General features: G+C 64.3%; 19 protein-coding genes and 1 pseudogene. 11 read left to right on the top strand and 9 right to left on the bottom strand.

What is annotated here, in order from left to right; translation table 11 throughout:
* The first annotated feature begins 349 nt into the window (after positions 1-349).
* A complete protein-coding gene (locus tag NKI99_RS13310) occupies positions 350-1,024 on the top strand; it encodes a Crp/Fnr family transcriptional regulator (RefSeq protein WP_502905544.1) in 675 nt (224 codons plus the stop codon).
* Here NKI99_RS13310 and NKI99_RS13305 read toward each other — a convergent pair whose 3' ends face one another.
* Entirely contained in the window at positions 1,025-1,345 is a 321-nt protein-coding gene (locus NKI99_RS13305; protein ID WP_352611056.1) for a hypothetical protein, read from the bottom strand.
* Between the two features lie 229 nt (positions 1,346-1,574).
* Between NKI99_RS13305 and NKI99_RS13300 the strand changes: the two genes are divergently transcribed.
* The 3 genes from NKI99_RS13300 to NKI99_RS13290 all read left to right on the top strand — a co-directional run bounded on the left by NKI99_RS13300 (position 1,575) and on the right by NKI99_RS13290 (position 5,058).
* Entirely contained in the window at positions 1,575-2,321 is a 747-nt protein-coding gene (locus tag NKI99_RS13300; protein ID WP_352611054.1) for a helix-turn-helix domain-containing protein, read from the top strand.
* A 163-nt stretch (positions 2,322-2,484) separates the two neighbouring features.
* Positions 2,485-2,790 carry a hypothetical protein gene (locus NKI99_RS13295; RefSeq protein ID WP_023813297.1) on the top strand — a complete coding sequence of 102 codons (306 nt, stop codon included), beginning with the start codon at positions 2,485-2,487 and terminating at the stop codon, positions 2,788-2,790.
* 243 nt (positions 2,791-3,033) lie between these two features.
* Complete coding sequence (locus tag NKI99_RS13290; RefSeq protein ID WP_352611053.1) at positions 3,034-5,058, top strand: acyltransferase family protein; 2,025 nt, start codon at positions 3,034-3,036, stop codon at positions 5,056-5,058.
* A 110-nt stretch (positions 5,059-5,168) separates the two neighbouring features.
* Here NKI99_RS13290 and NKI99_RS13285 read toward each other — a convergent pair whose 3' ends face one another.
* On the bottom strand, positions 5,169-5,765 hold the full coding sequence (locus tag NKI99_RS13285) for a DUF6456 domain-containing protein (RefSeq protein WP_352611052.1): 597 nt from the start codon (positions 5,763-5,765) through the stop codon (positions 5,169-5,171).
* Positions 5,766-6,019: 254 nt separating this feature from the next.
* On the opposite strand from NKI99_RS13285, the gene NKI99_RS13280 reads away from it, so the two are divergent.
* Both NKI99_RS13280 and NKI99_RS13275 read left to right on the top strand, forming a co-directional pair.
* Positions 6,020-6,301: a DUF982 domain-containing protein gene (locus NKI99_RS13280; RefSeq protein WP_352551403.1), complete on the top strand. Its 282-nt coding sequence runs from the start codon at positions 6,020-6,022 to the stop codon at positions 6,299-6,301.
* Positions 6,302-6,409: 108 nt separating this feature from the next.
* The gene (locus NKI99_RS13275; RefSeq protein ID WP_023813292.1) at positions 6,410-6,718 is read left to right on the top strand and encodes a DUF982 domain-containing protein; all 309 of its coding nucleotides are present in this window, start codon (positions 6,410-6,412) and stop codon (positions 6,716-6,718) included.
* A 249-nt stretch (positions 6,719-6,967) separates the two neighbouring features.
* Here NKI99_RS13275 and NKI99_RS13270 read toward each other — a convergent pair whose 3' ends face one another.
* Entirely contained in the window at positions 6,968-7,618 is a 651-nt protein-coding gene (locus NKI99_RS13270) for a GcrA cell cycle regulator (protein WP_352551405.1), read from the bottom strand.
* Positions 7,619-7,732: 114 nt separating this feature from the next.
* On the bottom strand, positions 7,733-7,999 hold the full coding sequence (locus NKI99_RS13265; RefSeq protein WP_245273285.1) for a hypothetical protein: 267 nt from the start codon (positions 7,997-7,999) through the stop codon (positions 7,733-7,735).
* Between the two features lie 212 nt (positions 8,000-8,211).
* Here NKI99_RS13265 and NKI99_RS13260 point away from each other — a divergent pair, with 212 nt between their 5' ends.
* A complete protein-coding gene (locus NKI99_RS13260; protein WP_023813289.1) occupies positions 8,212-8,916 on the top strand; it encodes an XRE family transcriptional regulator in 705 nt (234 codons plus the stop codon).
* Between the two features lie 241 nt (positions 8,917-9,157).
* Here the strand turns inward: NKI99_RS13260 and NKI99_RS13255 are convergent, their stop codons facing one another.
* Complete coding sequence (locus NKI99_RS13255; RefSeq protein WP_031213614.1) at positions 9,158-9,460, bottom strand: hypothetical protein; 303 nt, start codon at positions 9,458-9,460, stop codon at positions 9,158-9,160.
* Positions 9,461-9,649: 189 nt separating this feature from the next.
* Between NKI99_RS13255 and NKI99_RS13250 the strand changes: the two genes are divergently transcribed.
* The 3 genes from NKI99_RS13250 to NKI99_RS13240 all read left to right on the top strand — a co-directional run bounded on the left by NKI99_RS13250 (position 9,650) and on the right by NKI99_RS13240 (position 11,282).
* A complete protein-coding gene (locus NKI99_RS13250; RefSeq protein WP_023813287.1) occupies positions 9,650-10,018 on the top strand; it encodes a hypothetical protein in 369 nt (122 codons plus the stop codon).
* A gap of 89 nt (positions 10,019-10,107) precedes the next feature.
* Complete coding sequence (locus NKI99_RS13245; protein ID WP_128305544.1) at positions 10,108-10,704, top strand: hypothetical protein; 597 nt, start codon at positions 10,108-10,110, stop codon at positions 10,702-10,704.
* On the top strand, positions 10,701-11,282 hold the full coding sequence (locus NKI99_RS13240; RefSeq protein ID WP_023813285.1) for a hypothetical protein: 582 nt from the start codon (positions 10,701-10,703) through the stop codon (positions 11,280-11,282). Before NKI99_RS13245 ends, NKI99_RS13240 begins: the two co-directional genes overlap by 4 nt.
* 16 nt (positions 11,283-11,298) lie before the next feature.
* Here the strand turns inward: NKI99_RS13240 and NKI99_RS13235 are convergent.
* A pseudogene (locus NKI99_RS13235) lies at positions 11,299-11,780 on the bottom strand (HIT family protein).
* A gap of 121 nt (positions 11,781-11,901) precedes the next feature.
* Between NKI99_RS13235 and NKI99_RS13230 the strand changes: the two are divergent.
* The gene (locus NKI99_RS13230; protein WP_023813283.1) at positions 11,902-12,483 is read left to right on the top strand and encodes a hypothetical protein; all 582 of its coding nucleotides are present in this window, start codon (positions 11,902-11,904) and stop codon (positions 12,481-12,483) included.
* Between the two features lie 29 nt (positions 12,484-12,512).
* On the opposite strand, the gene NKI99_RS13225 is transcribed toward NKI99_RS13230, so the two are convergent.
* The 3 genes from NKI99_RS13225 to NKI99_RS13215 form a co-directional block, all read right to left on the bottom strand.
* Positions 12,513-13,799, bottom strand: coding sequence for a hypothetical protein (locus NKI99_RS13225; RefSeq protein ID WP_023813282.1), 1,287 nt, complete (start codon positions 13,797-13,799; stop codon positions 12,513-12,515).
* 285 nt (positions 13,800-14,084) lie between these two features.
* Positions 14,085-15,101, bottom strand: a complete 1,017-nt coding sequence (locus NKI99_RS13220; RefSeq protein ID WP_352443288.1) for an ABC transporter permease — start codon at positions 15,099-15,101, stop codon at positions 14,085-14,087.
* Entirely contained in the window at positions 15,098-16,660 is a 1,563-nt protein-coding gene (locus NKI99_RS13215; protein WP_128305540.1) for a sugar ABC transporter ATP-binding protein, read from the bottom strand. The genes NKI99_RS13220 and NKI99_RS13215 overlap by 4 nt, the downstream gene beginning before the upstream one ends.
* Between the last annotated feature and the right edge of the window lie 132 nt (positions 16,661-16,792).

The following is a 16,792-nucleotide window of genomic DNA, read 5'->3' as shown; positions in this document are numbered from 1 at the left end:
GCGCGACATGGCGCTTTGTCATTAGCCGGCGGATTTTATCGGCCCTCACCGTGATCCGGCGCTCTCAAGAAATATGTCGGTTTTGTACCAAGTGGCGCTTGGTACGTTTCCGACACTAACATTCAGGCCGATCTTTTCATATGCGAACGGGCGTTGGGGGGCGCCGTGCTTCGAATTTCATATCGCATTGATATCTTTCTTCGTTCAGAGCCCCTATACATAGGCGATCGTCCGTACGTTTTTACGGGCACGGACGGCTGGGAGATTGGATGGCTCTTGCCCTGCATTGGGCCACGCCATGTCTGATCTCACCAAAAACCATCAATACCAAAATCAGCTGCTGCGGCGCATGCCTGCGGATGATCTGGCGTTGCTCGAGCCGCATATGCAGCGCTGCGACTTGCCGCTGCGTATGATGCTGGTGACCCCGAATATTCCGATCGAGGCCGTCTACTTCATCGAACAGGGCATCGGTTCGGTGGTCGCCAGCACAGCGAGCGGCCAAGAGGCCGAAGTGGGCTTCATCGGCTTCGAAGGCATGACGGGATACTCCCTTGTGATGGGCGACGACCGTGCGCCGCATGCCTGTTATGTACAACTCGAAGGCGAGGCGATCCGCATCGAAGCCGGCGCATTCAAGGCAGCATTGGGGGCAAGTGCGACCATGCGCATGTTCCTGCTGCGCTTCATCAACGCTCTACAAACCCAGGCCGGCTGCACCGCGCTCGTCAACGCGCGGCTGAAGCTCGAGGAGCGGCTGGCGCGATGGCTGCTCATGTGCGACGACCGCGTGCCGGGCGAACATCTCGCCATCACGCACGAATTCCTGGCCATCATGCTTGGTGTCAGGCGGCCAGGCGTCACCGTTGCCCTTCAATTGCTCGAAGGCCGCGCGCTGATCCGCTCGCGTCGGGGTGAAATCGTCATTCGTGACCGCGCCGGGCTGCTGGAACTTGCCAATGGCAGTTACGGCGAAGCCGAGGCCGAATATGCAAGGCTGATCGGCGAGATCGGCGCGCCCTGATCAGGAGCGGTTGCCGCCGGCATCCGGCTTGCCCGATGTCGCTTTGCCGGGCGGCGCCGCACCGCCTTCAAATGCGCCCCGGCCAATCGACCCATCCTTGTCTATCGGCCCATCCCTGCCAATCGGCCCATCCCTGCCGACCGGCAAGCCGGCATGCTCCAGACTTGCAAGCTTGCACTTCGTCTGCTCGGCCGCCGCTCCGACAAGGCAGTCGATGGTGAACATGGCACCGGCGTGCTCGCTTGCCGCGACCGCCTGGCGGATCTTCGTCAATTGCGCTTGTGTGTAGTCCAGAAGCTCGACCAGGCCGGTATGATCCAAACCGCCCTCCATTGCAGGATGTCGAGAGGCCGATCTGAGGTCGCTCTTGCCACCGAAATACGCCCATTTGCGGGGCTTGCATAGCCGGACTGTCAAAATCGTACAGTCTACGCGCCACGGGATCCTCGCCCTATTGGACAAAGGTCCATCTTCGCACCCTCGCTACGTCATGCAAGTGTATATAAGCTATCGCTTGAATACTGGTCCGTACGTCTGTCGGGGAGATGTCGTGCCAATCCGCGAGAATCTCGCCGCCAATCTCAGGCGGCTGGTCCAACGCCACGCTTCCGTCAGCGCGGTGTGCCGTGAGCTTGGCATCAACCGCACCCAGTTCGAGCGCTATCTGCAAGGCAAGGCGGTTCCCAACAAAGCCACCGCCAGGCTGATCTGCGACTATTTCAAGATCGACGAGGATGAGCTGTATCGTGAGCCGGCCGCCGCGGCAGCCAAGGGCGACAGCAATGCAACGCTGCGCGAGGCACTGTACGAGAACATGGTGCGGCCGCCGTCGCCCGCCATCGCCGGAGGCACCTATTTCACCTATTTTTCGATCCCCGGCCGACCCGATTTTTTGATGCGCTCGGTCACCTTCGTGCGGCGTGAGGCCGATCTCGTCACCTTCAGGCGGGTAACGCGCTGGGCTCCGGTCGATGGCCAGGGTGGTTCGAGGATGCCCGGCAACCATTACGGCGTGGCGATCTCGCGCCTGAACTGGATCTATTTCACAGGCATCAACCGCCGCCAGACAAGCGAGCCCTCGATCATGACCGTACAGTGGGCGCCCATCTCCGAACCAGTTCTGGTCGGCAGGGCGATCGTCCTCACCGGATCGGGGCCGGCCTTTGTGTCGGTCATCATGCGGCAGGACGTCACCAGGATCAGCATGAGGCGAGCGATGCTGATGGCCCATATCGTCAGTCTCGACGACCCCAGCGTCGATCGGCTGGTGGTCAGTCTTGCACGCGAGACCCGCTAAACTCGCTTTCTACGGGAAAAATCGGGGAAAGTTTCAAGTTTTTCGACTATATTTTTCTTCGTTTCGGGATTTTTGCGCAAAAAATGCCGGAACTTTCACCCAAACCTGTCGTTTTCCAACTGATCGTTGCTTCGACGATCCCAAGCAACAGGAGGAGTACACCATGAACATCAAGATGATCTGTTTCGGCGCGATGACGCTCTCGATGGTTGCCGGCTCCGCGCTTGCGGCAGGCGACACCGGCACGTCGGCTCTCGACGATCCGGCCAAGATGCAGCCCTTCTACACCGATAGCGGCATGAAGACGATGGTCAGCAACGACGACTTCGTTAAAGCCTGGAAGGCCCTTACGCCGGACGACCAGACCGCGATGATGAAGGCCTGCGAGGACGAGGCGAAGGACGCCACTGCGGCCAACAGCCATCCGGAATTCTGCAGCAGCGTGAAAGCGAACGGCGGCAGCAAGTAGCAATCCGGCGAACCGATGAGAAACAGCCCCTTCGCGGGGCTGTTTTGCGTCTGCCGCAGGGCGCGCGGCCAAGCCCGCCACGCCACGATCAAGCCCGCCGGCGCGCCGGCCCATTTCCATTCCTGCTATGTTGCACTGCGACAAAATTGTTTTATGTTGCACTGCGATAAATTTGTTGCATTGCGATATCAGCCTGCCCGGCCGACGTTGCGCAGGGGCTGGGCCTTGCACGAAGGAGCCGTCGTGGCAGCATCGTTCCGGTCGGACATACAAGGATTGCGCGCGCTCGCTGTCGGCGGTGTCGTCGCCTACCATTTCGGCCTCACCTCGCTCCCCGGCGGCTTTGCCGGCGTCGACATCTTCTTCGTCATCTCGGGCTGGCTGATAACAACCCACCTCATGCAGGAGATCGGCGAGACCGGCCGGCTCGACCTTTGGCGCTTCTATGCCAGGCGCGCGCGGCGGCTTCTGCCGGCAGCTTTGTTCGTCATCCTGGTTACGCTGGCCGCCGGCTACTTCATCCTGGCGCCGCAGGAGCAGGCGCTCTATTCGCGCGGCGCCATGTTCGCCTCCGCCTATGCCATCAATCTGTGGCTGCTGCGCTGGTCGTTCGACTATTTCGCCGCCGACGCCACCAGCAATCCCTTCATCCACTTCTGGTCGTTGTCGGTGGAGGAGCAGTTCTATCTGGCCTGGCCGGCACTGCTTCTGCTGGCCGCTTGGCTGCGGCCGGGCCGGCGAACGGCCGCAGCCGTGATCGGCGTTGCCGGCCTTGCCTCCTTCGCCGCCTGCCAGTGGCTGACCAGCGCAGCACCCGCCTGGGCCTTCTATTTCTCGCCGCTGCGCGCCTGGGAGTTCGCTGCCGGCGGCCTGGCGACGCTGGTCCCCATGGCTTTGCTGCAGCACCGCATCTGGCTGCGGGCCGCACTTGGCTGGCTCGGCCTGGCGCTGATCGCGACGGCCTATCTCCTGTTGAGCGAGGACCTGCCCTTCCCCGGCTGGTACGCGTTGCTGCCGGTGGCCGGCACCGTGCTGGTGCTGCTGAGCGGCGTCGGCGGGCCGCAGACCAATAGACGGACCGGCTGGCAAGCCCTTGGCCCGGCTACCGCTTTGTCCCTGCCGCCCTTGCAATGGATCGGCACGCTCTCCTATTCGCTCTATCTCTGGCATTGGCCGGTCATCGTCTATGCCGGGATGCTGGCGCCGGACCTTTCCGTGCCGCAGCGCCTTGGCTGTGGCGTGCTGGCGCTCGCGCTGTCGGTGCTCACCTATCATTTGATCGAAGACCCGGCGCGGCGCGGCGCCTGGATGGCGGTGGGCGCCCGCGCCTTTCCCAGGGTCATTCCAGACGCAAAACCGCTTCGCGCTTTTCCCGGCCTTGTGCTGGTTCCCGCGCTGATGCTGACCGGCACCGGCGTGGCGGTCGCCTATGCCAACGCGCATCTGGCCACGCGCAATATCGGCCCCGAGCAGCGCGGCATCGAGCAGGCGGTCGAAAGACCTTCCATCGCGCGGGCCGTCGACAAGAACTGCCTGGCCGACTTCCAAACGGTGACGCCGAAACCCTGCATGTTCGGCCCGGCCGATGCCACCCGCACCATCGTGCTGTTCGGCGATTCGCACGCCGACCAGTGGTCGACGCCGCTGATCGAGGCGGCCAAGCGCAACGACACAAAGGTCATCACCTATCTTAAATCATCGTGCCGCGCCTCGCGGCTCTCCACCTTCAACACCGTGCTGAAGCGCGACTACACCGAATGCGACGCCTGGCGCGAGCAGGCCATATCAGAGATCATCCGCCGCAAGCCGCGCCTGGTGGTGATCTCCGAATTTTCCATCGGCAATCTGACCCGCGACCTGCCCGCCGCCGAACGCACCGCCGAAGTAGCGCGCTGGCAGGCCGGCCTGCGCTCGACCTTGCAGGCCTTCAGCCGGGCCGGTGTCGAGACGGCTGTTATCCGCGACACGCCGATCAACGCCAGCTTCGCCGGCTCCTGCGTGGCGCGCACCCTGTGGTGGCGCGAAGCCCCCTCGCCGCACTGCGATACGCCAAGGGCGGACGCCGCCAACGACAGCACCGCCGCCGCCGAGCGCGCCGTGGTGACCAGCGTACCCGACACCCGCTACATCGACCTCACCAACCAATTCTGCGGCCCGACCACCTGCCACGTCGTCATATCAGGCAAGCTGGCGTTTCGTGACAGGCACCACCTGGCGACGGGCTTTGCCGAGACACTGGCGGGGCCATTGGAGAGGGCCTTGTTTTAGGCGCCTGGGTATCTGCGCCCGGTCCGCATTGTTCATCACATCTTGAGAATCTGTGGAACGGGCTTGATCACGGATCCGGCCGGCATCGCCGGTCGGATCCATTTCACCCCTCACCGCCTCATCATCATCATCCCGTAATGCACTGCCAACAAATCCAGCCCCACCTTCAGCAGCTTCGTCACCACGTTCCGGCCCTCGCCGGTCTGCTCGGCCAGGCGCTTGAGGGAACCGTCCGCGCAGCAGACTTGTCGCACCACGGCGGCCACCTCCCAATGGCCTAGCGCTCTTGTGGCGACGGCATAGGCCCTGCCGGCGTCGAGAACGCTGTCGGCGATGCCGCCGCCATCGCGGCCACCGTCGACGCGCTCGGTCCAGCGCATCGGCTTGACATCAGCCTGCTGGCTGCAGCGGAAATCCTCGCGGTAGCGCAGGCCTGCCTCGCGCTGCTGGCGCGACAGCGAGGTGATGCCGATAAGCGCATCGATGGCGCGCACCCGCACGATGCCGCCGGTCGCGGCGTAGCCGTCATTCGACACTTCGTAGACACGGGCAGCCTCCAGCGTCCCCGCCGCCAGCCGCTTGCGGCCGAAGGCGTCATCCCTGAGCGCGAAATCATGGCCGACCTCGCGGCGTATGCGCACCTGCTCGGCCTCGCCCTTCGGCAATTTCGGCGCCTGCGGTTTTGCGGGTTTGGTCTTTTTGCTCATGGGAGACTCCTGGTTGGGTCGGATGGTGGGAGGCCGGCAAGTGGCGATCCTTCGCGCGCCCTCTGCCCTGCTGGGCATCTCCCACGTGGTCGGCAGAGCGGAGCGGGACGCTGTTCCTTTGGCCTTCAATGAACCGGAGGTCATCGCCCTCTTCGCCGCCGCGCCAGCATCCTTGCCGACCGGCATCCAGGCAGATGGAACCGGCGCGAGCTTTTCGACGTTATGTCGCGTCCATGCCAAGGGGAGGTTCGCCGATGACAGCCTTCATGCCGGTTACCGTGCGCTTTTGCGACAACAAAACCATGCTGGTCAGTTCGGTGGCCGGCGCAGCCGAGGCACTGCGCCACCAATGGCCCGACAAGACAGCACCTGGTTATCTCGAGGCGACGCGGCTGGTTACGCTCGCCGTCGACGGCACCTGCTGCCAGCGCATCGCATTCGACGCCTTCACCAGGGCGGCCAAGCAACAGAACATACTGGTGGCCAGGCCCAAAAGCCGCGCCCATGACTGGCTGAACGCGGTGGCTAGTCCATGAGGATCGCCAGCCAGCCGAAAAATTGATGCAACCGCCCGCCAGCGGGGCGCGTTTAAGGATGCGGTAGACAGAGCCGCGCGCAAAGCGAAGGTGAACGCGGTGGGTACGATGAAAACCGGAGTGCCGCTCAAAGTGCGGGTGGAGGATGAGGTCGAAGAGATCGACAGCGTCAGCGAAGCCGCCGATTTTCTGCAGCGCTGGCCGCTGGAGCGACGCGGCCATGTCTACCGCAGCGCGCTTAACGCCTGCAGCGCGGCGATCGCCGCGCAGATTTCCGAAGCCGACGCCATGAAGGTGTTTACCGGCTTTGCCCGGGTGACCGGCATATTGATCGCCGAAGGCAACCCGGCGATGGCGATGGACGCAAGGAGCATGCAGAGCCGCACGCCCAAGCAGGGCCGGCAGATGCCGAAGTAAGATTCTGGCGATTTTGCTCCGGGCTTGATTCATCTCAGATCCTCCACCTCTGTGCGGCGAGGCAGCCCCCTCACCCAGCCTCCGCTTCGTTCGGCTGACCATTCCGGGGCGAGCCACGTGTCTCGCCCGTCCTTCGGACCCCGAGGGGAGAGGAGACTTGCACCGTCGGTGCCCTCCTCTTCTCCCAGCGGGGAGAAGGTGGCCCGAAGGGCCGGATGAGGAGGCTGGCGCAGCAACGGGGGAGCGGGCTCATCCCGCCACAAATACGCGGCGCTGGAAGCGCGCCTGATGATAGGTGCAATAGCTTTTCAGCGCCGTGGTGCGCATGCCGCAGCACAGCATATCGGCGCCCGGCCGGCTGCCTGGCGCATCGTTTTCAGAATCCTCCTCCACCGTCAGATCCAGCGGCGCGCGGCAGCGTGAAAACAGGCAATCGACGAAGCGCATCGCCACGCCATGCGGCTGCCGGCCGATGGCCGCGCGCGGCGGCGCCGGCACCTCCAGGCGATAGGCTACGCCGTCGGCGATCAGCACGCCCGCCTCGCGCACGAACGAATGGGCGCGCCTGGGCCGGGCCACTTCATGCGCATGGATATCCTTGGCGGCAAGCACGCCATGCATCTTGCCGACGGCAGGCGTCGCATTCGCCGACATGCCATCGGCCCGCTTGCTTCCAGCGCGCTTGCCCCCGGCCTGTCTGGCTCGCGGCGGCGGCCCCTTGCCATTGGCAAAGCCGATCGCGCCCAGCATGGCGTTACGATGCACGATGCCGATGATGGCGTCGCGCGACACCGGACTGCCACGCAGCGCGGTGAACGCGACTGCAATCCTGGAGGCTGAAAGCCCGTCCTTCAGCCAGCGGCCGATCTCGTGCAATTCCGCGTCGCTATAGCTTGCCATATACCAGCTCCATCCAAAGTTCGGCCGCGCGCCGTCGGGCAGCGTCAAGGTTCGACCCGGTGGCCGGGCCGCAGTCAGGTTGTTTTTCAAGAGCCGGCTGTCAGCCGGCCAGCCTCAGCCGGATTGGGCCGATTTCCCGCCGGCAAGGTGCAAAAGCCGCGCCTCGGCCGTGTTTCTGTCCAGGGCGGAAACCGCCCTGCCCGTTAGCCTGTCCAACAGGATGACGGTGCCGTCCTCGGTGCGGATGCAGGATCGGCCAGCCGAAAAAACAGCGCCGGCGCCATGCCGGCCGAATTGGGGACCGGAGCCGCTGGGAGCGGCGGCTCCGGCCGTTCCGGTCGCCGGAAACAGGCGGACCGGACCCGAGGCTGGTGCAGTCAAGCACTGAGCCTCGGGCTTCACCCCGGCCGGGGAGGAGGACGGCCGGGGCGGAAGGGAATGGGCGGCGGTTATGACCGCCGGATGCGCCTCGCGTGAGGCCGGCGACTCGGCGCCATCAAAGCTGGACAGGTTTTGCATGACCAGATATAAGCATAACTCGAAAATATATGCAAGCCATTCTTTCATAGACGAGGGCCGCTTTCATCGCTCACATGGGCGCCATGGCAAAAACGGAACTGTCGATCAAGGTCGGGGCGGCGATCCGCAAGGCGCGCAAGCAGCGCGGCCTGGTCATGCGCCACATTGCGGAGCACAACGACACCGATGTCGCCGCCGTCGGCAACTGGGAAACCGGCCGCAATCTGCCCAAGACCGAGAACCTCCTGAAGACCGCCGCCTTCCTGCGCGTCGACCCGGTGGCGCTGGGCCAAGGGCAGGTCGTGTTTCTCGACGATGCCGGACCGGTCGCCGACGCGGAGATCGTCACCGATGCCGGTCCGCTGCCCGCCGGTTCGATGGATATCGAGGTGCTAGGCGCGGCCGTCGGCGGCGACGATGGCGATTTCACCTTCAACGGCGAGCCGGCAGGCTACGTCCAGCGCCCGCCGGGCGTGCGCAACCTGCCGAAGGTGTTCGCCCTGCACGTGCTCTCGGATTCCATGGTGCCGCGTTACGAGCCCGGCGACCTGATCTATTGCGGCGGCCGCGACGCGGTGCCCGGCGACCACGTGGTGATCGAGACCTTCCCCGAAGAAAACGAGCGCAACGGCAAGGCCTTCATCAAGAAGCTGGTCAAACGCACGGCGGGCGAGTTGGTGGTCGAGCAATACAATCCGCCGAAGACGCTGACCTTCAACCGCTACGCCATCAAACATGTCTGGCGCGTGATTTCGCTGAAGGAATTGCTGGGGTATTGAGGAGCGCTTCTTGCCTTCTCCCCTTGCGGGGGTGAAAGGCGGTCCGCACAGCGGACGAAAAGCCAATTGCTTGGCTTTTCGAGCCTTGAACGCCCTGAGCTTGCGAAGGGCCGGGTAGCGCAGGATCCACCTGCCGGGTCCCCGCTGCTTCGCAGCGCCCCGGCGTTCGCTGGCCTTTGATCGTGCCACTGGCACGATCAATTCGCTTACGCGAACCGGCCGTTCACCCTTTCGACAAGACTCAAGCCCGCCGCGCTCCCTCCAGCGGCACCTCGCGATCGCTCAGCATCTGCGCTTCGCTACGCACGCGCTGGCGCTCGTCGATGAAGGCCGCCTGGATCGTAACGGTCGCCCCCGGCAGTCCGTCGGCACGGCAGGCCGAGCAGACGATGCGGCCCGACAGAGCGGCAAGCGGCGTGTTCCTCGTCACGCCGAACCGCTTCAACTGATCGGGCCGCCACCAACGGTTGCGGCCGCAATCCGCGCACTCGACCGAGATCGAGGCGACATGCGCCATTGTTGGTTCCCTGCCCGGCAATGCCATCGCCCCTGCCTCGTCTTTGTTCCTGATTTGTTCGCATATTCCTGTGTTTTGCGCCCGGAGTCGAGTCGCAGTTTTCAAACTTTCCCAGAAGTTTTTCTTCTAAGGTAATTTGAGTTATGCTTTCACGCTGGATATGCAAATGTGAGTCGGAGCACGAACCCGCCCATTGCATCAAACCCGGGAGCGATAATGGACGCCCTTGCCGCCGATTTTGCCCGTTCCTGCGGTTACGCCGGCGACAGCCTGGCCCTGCTTGAAGCCTTCGAAGCCATCCGCCGCAACGGCATCGCCCACGCCCGTCAGGATCACGTCAGGCGCAAGGCGGTGATCGACGCGTTGAAACCGTCGGAGGCGCTGTTCCTGGCCGCGATTGGCCCGGCCCTCTCGGCGGAGGAGGCCATCGAGGACGCCGTCCGCTTCATAGCCTGCTGGCGCAACATACCGCGCTGGCGCCAGGAGCGGCGCCTGCCCGACCTGATCAGGGCCAAGCAACAGCGGCTGGTGGCGCGGTATTTTCGTCGCCATGGCCATCTTCTATGGGCGCGCGAAGCAGCGTGAGGCTGGACCAGCCATTTGCGGGTTCCATCAGCAATTTTTTCTTTCTAGACTGCGCAGGGGTGGCTGATCGTCGACGTGCATAGTTTGGAATGTTCAAGACTGCCCGCTTAAAATTTCAAACCTGGATAACGGCCGGCGCGGGAACCATCGCCGCCCTGTTCGTCGCCGGCCTGATGGGCGCGTTCGGCGCCCTGCCCCCCCACGCCCCGCCGCAATTGCCGCCCGATGCCGGCATCGATGCCGGGCGTTGGCATCTCAAGCCGGTGCGTGCATATGTCAGCCGCGCCAAGGTCTATGGCGTGCCGCTGAAACCAGGCCAGAAGGCGCTGGTGCTGGAGGTCGACCTGACCAATCGCACGGCGCAATCCGACAAGGCCTATTTCAATGTCTTCACGCCGGACGGACTCGCTCTGCTCGACGGCCTGCCGATGATCGCGCTGACCCGTGATTCGACTCTGACGCCGGAACTGCATCCCGGCATGACCGAACGCATGGCCTATGTCTGGCCGCTTGCCGGCGACGCCATCGTGCCGGCAAATCTCAGCTTCGGCATCATCGCCGAGATCTTCAAGCCGCGCGACAACCTTTACGGGACGCCCGGCTGGTTCAATCCCACTCGGCTCGGCACCGTCACCTTGCCCGTCGTCGACCTGCCCGTGGCAGACTCACGGAAAGGCGGCTCATGAATATCCGGGCCATCGGCAATCTCCTGATCCTCGCCACCACCGTGGCGCTGAGCTACGGCATGCAGGTGTCGAAGCCGCATTATGCCGAGCTCACCGCACCGATCCCGGTCGACGGCGCCGTCCACGACACGGTGCGGGCGCGCAGCTTCGCTGTCCGCCTCGACAGAGTGGTCTTTGCCCGCACGCTGAAGAGCGACCAGTTCGGCCAGGAGAAGCTTTTGACGACCAGCGGCCTGTGGGCGGTGGTGACGACCAGTCTCACCGCCACCAGCACCTCCACCACGGTCGCCGACGGCACCTGGCAAGGCCCGACCGGCCTGCGCTACCACCAGAGCGAACGGCTGGGCTACCGCCAGGACATGCCGCCGCATTCCATTGATCCGGGGTTGGAAAGACGCGGCCTGTTCATCTTCGAGATGCCGCCCGACCAGATCCCCGGCGCCAGCCTGCTGGTCGCCGCGCGCCGGTTCGGCCCGCTCGACGCCCAGGCCCGCATCAGCCTCGACGCGGTGCCGACCGGCGCCGATGGCCAGCCAGCGGATGTCTTGCCGCAATACGATCTTGATGCGCGACTGTAGGAAGGGGCGCGCAAGCCTAACTGCCCATGACCTGGCGCAGCAATGCAATCACTTCCGCAACAGAAGGACCTTCGACAGGGGGTGGATCGGCCCGCTCACAAAATTCCCTCCAAATAAACAGCGTGAGTTCCGCGCCATCGGTGCCCGGTTCGCTTGACGCATCAGTGAACTGTTCAAGGATCGATATCGATGGTCGGACCAGAAGAGCCGTTCGACCCAGTCATAGACAGGTATCAGGTGAAAATGGAACGAATGACCCGGAGAATGGCCGTAGCGACTGATGTAGAGCCGGTTAGGCCGCAGCCGCGACGTCAATGCCTTCTGAGCTTCCGCAAGCAATGGGCCCAATTCGGCCAGAGCCGCTTGCGGCAGTTCCAAGAGGTTGTTGGTCGGCAGCTTGGAACCAAGCACCAGGTACCCGGGCAGAGCAGAGTCAGTCCGGTGGCTCAGGAGCCAGAAATCCGTCGCGGAAATCTGAAACGGTTCGGGACTCTGCAAATTTTGTTCTCCGATGCAGGGAGCTCAATCGTTTCAGAGTAACCCAGCTTGAACCCAAAGCAATTCCGCAGCGCAGTTTGCGCTCGAAACTCTCAACACTGAGCAAGACCAAGGCAAAGGCATGACCGCAGTTTCGACCGATCTCGAACCAGCCGCCGACGAAGGCCGAGAGACCGAGAAAAAATGGCGCCGGCGCGGTCTTGCCGCGCTCGCTATCCTGCTGCCGCTGACGCTGGCCGAGACCAGCTATGACAGCGTCCGTGAATGGCTGCACGGCGACGACCTCATCGCCAGGGATGTCGAGTTCGGCCAGTCCGTGCCATTCGGCGGCAGCGAGTGGCGGCTGGCCGATCTGCGCGGCGGCAAGGCCGGCCGCTTGCCCGACCACGCCTTCGCCGTCATCGCCACCTTTGCGGTAACGGTTGGCGACCCCGATCTGCAAAAACAGTGGCTGGGCTGCAAGGTGATACTGACCGACGCCGCCGGGCGCCGCTGGCTGTCCGACTTCATCTCCGGCGTCGGCCTGCCGGACGGCGTGATGAACTGCACCTCGGCGATCTTCTCCGGCGCCAAGAAGGGCGAAATCATCACCGTGGGCGAAACCTTCATCGTGCCCGAGGACGCCATCAAGACCATCCGCCCGGCTGTCGGATTGGGCAGCGAGCGGCCGTGGTTCCTGCGCTTTCAGAGGCCGCCGAAGTGAGCGTCCTTCTCCCCGTAAACGGAGAGAATTCACTTCCCCGCCCGCTTCGCCATCGAAAACGCTGTCTCCAGCACGGCGGCGAGAAAGCATATGCGCAGCGGCTCGATCAGGATGCCGGTGGAGGAATCCTGGAACGGGCTGCCGAACAGCAGCGTCACGCCATGCGAAAAAATCTGCCAGACGTCGAGCTCGTGCGGACCGATCAGCCGCGTCGTGCCCAGCCATAGCCAGGCAGCGCCCCAGTCGAGCAAGCGGTAGCCGACGACCAGCGTGCACAAAAGCACCAGACTGGAGCTGACTGTCAGCCGAACCCCGTTGGCGATCGGCAGATAGCGCGAGCGGTAACCGGCGATGAAATGCTCGACGAAATCACGCAGGAATTTCGGCAGGCCGACATAGCGCCGGCCGGCGCGCTCCAGCCGGCCGTGCACGCGCATCAGGGCGGCATCGTCGCGCACGTCATAGCCATAGATCAGCGCCGCCATCACCAGCCAGATCAGCGGCAGCAACATGAAGAAGAACAGGTTGACGGCAACCGTCGATGGCGCGATCGACTCGACCGGCACCATGGGGGCGGCCGAGGCCATCGGCACCGGGTTCGCCAGCCCGTCCACTGAGGCCTGCAGGGCCGACCAGAAATTGCGGCTCATCAGCCATTGCAGCGCCGAGTCCTTCCAGCGGCTGATCACATAGAGGCCAACGAAGATCCAGTTGGTCTCGCAGATCACCACGACGATCTGCCAGAACGAGGCGGCTTTCGTTTTCGTCTGCATGAATTTGGCCAGCCGGTGGATCAGCCAGGACACCGCCACCGAGACCAGCAGCCAGCGCGAATCGAGCACGTCGAGCACATTGGCGCTCTGGCCGAAATCGGCCTGGTCGAGCGTGGCGCGCGAATATTGGCGAACGATGTCGCCCAGAAATCCCCAGGCCGCGTAATAGGCGAAGAACGGCAGCAGCGCGATGGTGATCATCCGCACCAGCCGCGAGCCGCGCCGGTCCACAGCACCCGGCTCCTTGACGGCTTGCGCCTCGGTGGTTGCGGCCTTGTCCGCGCTGCGCTGCGCGGCCAGCACATGCGGCAGGCCGGGGCGCAACACATGGAACATCGCCACCGTCACCACCAGCTGCGCCAGCGCCACCAGCGTCAGCATCGCCAGCCCGGCGAAGTGATTGGCCAGCGCCACCTTCGCCGCGAGCTGCATGAGGAGATCGCCGACCAGCACGCCGGCCAGCACGAGTGCCACGAGTTGCGGCCAGAACCGCCGCAGCAGCGAAAAACTCAAGGTGATCGGTCTGATGATATCGGCAAACATGAGGTTCTCTCACGATGCCACCCGCCCCAGGTCTTTCTAGCAAAGCATGCTTGTTTTGCAAGAATGGGGGTCCCTAGCAAGCGCAGGTGCGAGGCACCCCCCTCTGTCCTACCGGACATCTCCCCCGCAAGGGGGGAGATTGGACGTCATGACTGCTTTCGCCAATTTTCAACGTTGAAGAGAAAGCGGCGAGGACGAAGCTGCCAATCTCCCCCCTTGCGGGGGAGATGTCCGGCAGGACAGAGGGGGGTGCCTGGGCGCCAACCGCTCCTCCCCCTTTGCTCCTCACCTTCTCACCCGCGATTTCAGCCACCGGTCGAACGCCACCGCCAGGATCAGGATGAGCCCGATGACGATGCTTTGCGTGTAGGACGAGACGTTGTTGAACTGCAGCCCGTTTTGCAGCACGCCGATGAGCGCGGCGCCCACCACCGTGCCGCCGACAGAGCCGATGCCGCCGAACAGCGAGGTGCCGCCGATGACGACGGCCGAGATGACCGTCAGCTCGTAGCCAATACCGGCGACTGCTTCGGAGGAGTTCAGCCGCGCCGACAGCACGAAGGCGGCAAGCCCGGCAAAAAAGCCGACGATGACATAGACCGAGATCAGGATGCGGTCGACGCGCAGGCCCGACAGCCTTGCCGCCTCGGCATTGCCGCCGACGGCATAGACGGCTCGGCCGTAGCGCGTGTAGCGCAGCACGATGTGGCACAGGATGGCGGCCGCGGCGAAGATCAGCGCCGGCACCGGCACGGGGCCGATCAGCCCGGTTCCGAACCAGCGCATCGAGGCGTCGAAGCCCGAGATCGGGCCGCCGTTTGAGATGGTCAGCGTCAGCCCGCGAAACACCGTCAGCCCGCCCAGCGTGACGACGAAGGGCGGCACTTTTAGCCGGGTGATGACAAGCCCTTGCACCCCGCCGGCAGCAGCGCCCACAACGACGGCGGCCAAGAGTGCTGCGAACCAGCCGAACCCTTGCGTGCCGCTCGTCGACAGCGACAGCGTGTTGGCGGAGCCGCCCTTGGCGACCACGGCGGCGACCATACCGCAGAAGGCGAGCAGCGAACCGACCGACAGGTCGATGCCGGCGGTGAGGATGACGAAGGTCATGCCGAGCGCAATCAGCCCGGTGATCGAGATCTGCCTTGTGATGTTGAACAAATTGATCGGGTCCATGAAGCTCGGCTTCAGCACCGTGAAGACGATGATCAGCGCCACCAAGAACAGCAGCGGCCCGAAGCTCATCAAAAGCCGCGCGAAGTTGATACCGCCGCGCTGATCCTGTTCCCCCGCCACGCTCATAGTATCTCCTTGCGGTCGAGTGCCATCAGTTCCATCAGTCTTTCCTCGTTTGCCTCGACGCCCGGCATCTGGCCGGTGATGCGTCCCCGGCGCATGGTGACGATGCGGTCCGACACCGCAAGCACCTCGGGCAGCTCGGACGAAATCATCATCACCGCAATGCCGCGCGCCGCAAGCTGCACCAGGATCTGGTGCACCTCTGTCTTGGCGCCGACATCGACGCCGCGAGTCGGCTCGTCGACGATCAGCACTTTCGGATCGCGCGCCAGCCAGCGCGCCAGGATCACCTTCTGCTGGTTGCCGCCCGACAGGCCTTCGATCGCCTGCTCGGCCGAAGCCATGCGGATCGACAGCATCTTGCGAAACCCGGACAGCGCATCGCGCTCGCGCCGCTCGGCCATGAAGCCGAAACCGTTGCTGAAGCTGCCCAGCGAAGCGATGGAGAAATTCGGCAGGATGCCCAGCGCGGCAAAGATCGCCTGGTGCTTGCGGTCCTCCGGTAGCAGGCCGATGCCGAGCGCAATGGCGTCCGCGGGTGATGCCGGGGCGATCGGCTTCCCGTCGAGCGTGATGGTGCCGGCCGCGATGCGGTCGGCGCCGAAGATGGCGCGCGCCAGTTCCGTGCGGCCGGACCCCACAAGCCCGGCGACGCCGAGGATTTCACCGGCCTTGAGGTCGATGTCGACGCCGTCGAGCACGATGGCGTGGGGCGCCTCGGGGTCGCGAACGGTGCGCAGGCCGCGCACCGACAGCACGATATCGCCGGCCACCGCGCGCTGCGCCGGCCGGGCGTAGAGCTCGGACGCCGCGCGGCCGACCATCTTCTCGATGATTTTGGGCAGCGCGATCGGTCCGCCCTCGCGGTTAAGATGCCCGGCCAGCCGCCCGTCGCGCAGCACCGTCATGCGATCGCATATGGCGGACGCTTCCTCCAGCCGGTGGGTGACGAACATGATGGCGACCTTGTCCTTGCGCAGCCGATCCATGATCGACAGCAGCCGCTGCACCTCGGTCTCGGTCAGCGCCGAGGTCGGCTCGTCCATGATGATCAGCCGGCTTTTCAGCGACAGGGCGCGGGCAATCTCGACCAGTTGCTGTTCGGCCACCGACAGCGCCGACACCGGCGTCATCGGATCGATGGAGAGGCCGACGCGGGCGATGATCGAGCGCGATTCTTGCTCCATGCGCCCCCAACTCACCAGCCCGAGCGGACCGATCGGCGCGCGGCCGATAAAGATATTCTCCGCCACAGTCAGCGTCGGGATCAGGCTCAGTTCCTGGTAGATGGTGACGATGCCGAGCCGCTTGGCATCCTGCGGGCTGGATGGATGATAATCGGCACCGTCGAAAGTGATGCGGCCGCCCGACGGCGGCATGACGCCCGAGAGAATTTTCAAGAGCGTCGACTTGCCGGCGCCGTTTTCGCCCAGCAGGCCGAGGATTTCGCCGGGGCGGATGTCGAGCGAGACATCGCTTAGCGCGGTGACGCCGGCGAAATGCTTGGTGATGCCCTCGACGGCGAGCAGGACGGGTTCGGGCGATGCGGATTCAGCTGGCAAGGGTTGCTCCTCTGATGCAGTTCATGCCGGCACGCTCAGCACTTGAACACCCCCCTCTGGCCTGCCGGCCATCTCCCCCGCAAGGGGGTGTTTGGACCGGAGACATCGCGAACAGGTGTGCGAGGACATCGC

The sequence above is a fragment of the Mesorhizobium sp. M0239 genome (genome assembly GCF_040321815.1).
GTDB lineage: Bacteria > Pseudomonadota > Alphaproteobacteria > Rhizobiales > Rhizobiaceae > Mesorhizobium.
This window is presented reverse-complemented; position numbering and strand designations above follow the sequence as displayed.

Bases quoted from the DNA above. Each gene is read 5' to 3' on its own strand.
- NKI99_RS13310 (WP_502905544.1), top strand. From the start codon at position 350: ATGCCTGCGGATGATCTGGCGTTGCTCGAGCCGCATATGCAGCGCTGC.
- NKI99_RS13295 (WP_023813297.1), top strand. From the start codon at position 2,485: ATGAACATCAAGATGATCTGTTTCGGCGCGATGACGCTCTCGATGGTT.
- NKI99_RS13285 (WP_352611052.1), bottom strand. From the start codon at position 5,765: ATGAGCAAAAAGACCAAACCCGCAAAACCGCAGGCGCCGAAATTGCCG.
- NKI99_RS13280 (WP_352551403.1), top strand. From the start codon at position 6,020: ATGACAGCCTTCATGCCGGTTACCGTGCGCTTTTGCGACAACAAAACC.
- NKI99_RS13275 (WP_023813292.1), top strand. From the start codon at position 6,410: ATGAAAACCGGAGTGCCGCTCAAAGTGCGGGTGGAGGATGAGGTCGAA.
- NKI99_RS13270 (WP_352551405.1), bottom strand. From the start codon at position 7,618: ATGGCAAGCTATAGCGACGCGGAATTGCACGAGATCGGCCGCTGGCTG.
- NKI99_RS13260 (WP_023813289.1), top strand. From the start codon at position 8,212: ATGGGCGCCATGGCAAAAACGGAACTGTCGATCAAGGTCGGGGCGGCG.
- NKI99_RS13255 (WP_031213614.1), bottom strand. From the start codon at position 9,460: ATGGCATTGCCGGGCAGGGAACCAACAATGGCGCATGTCGCCTCGATC.
- NKI99_RS13250 (WP_023813287.1), top strand. From the start codon at position 9,650: ATGGACGCCCTTGCCGCCGATTTTGCCCGTTCCTGCGGTTACGCCGGC.
- NKI99_RS13245 (WP_128305544.1), top strand. From the start codon at position 10,108: ATGTTCAAGACTGCCCGCTTAAAATTTCAAACCTGGATAACGGCCGGC.
- NKI99_RS13240 (WP_023813285.1), top strand. From the start codon at position 10,701: ATGAATATCCGGGCCATCGGCAATCTCCTGATCCTCGCCACCACCGTG.
- NKI99_RS13230 (WP_023813283.1), top strand. From the start codon at position 11,902: ATGACCGCAGTTTCGACCGATCTCGAACCAGCCGCCGACGAAGGCCGA.
- NKI99_RS13225 (WP_023813282.1), bottom strand. From the start codon at position 13,799: ATGTTTGCCGATATCATCAGACCGATCACCTTGAGTTTTTCGCTGCTG.
- NKI99_RS13220 (WP_352443288.1), bottom strand. From the start codon at position 15,101: ATGAGCGTGGCGGGGGAACAGGATCAGCGCGGCGGTATCAACTTCGCG.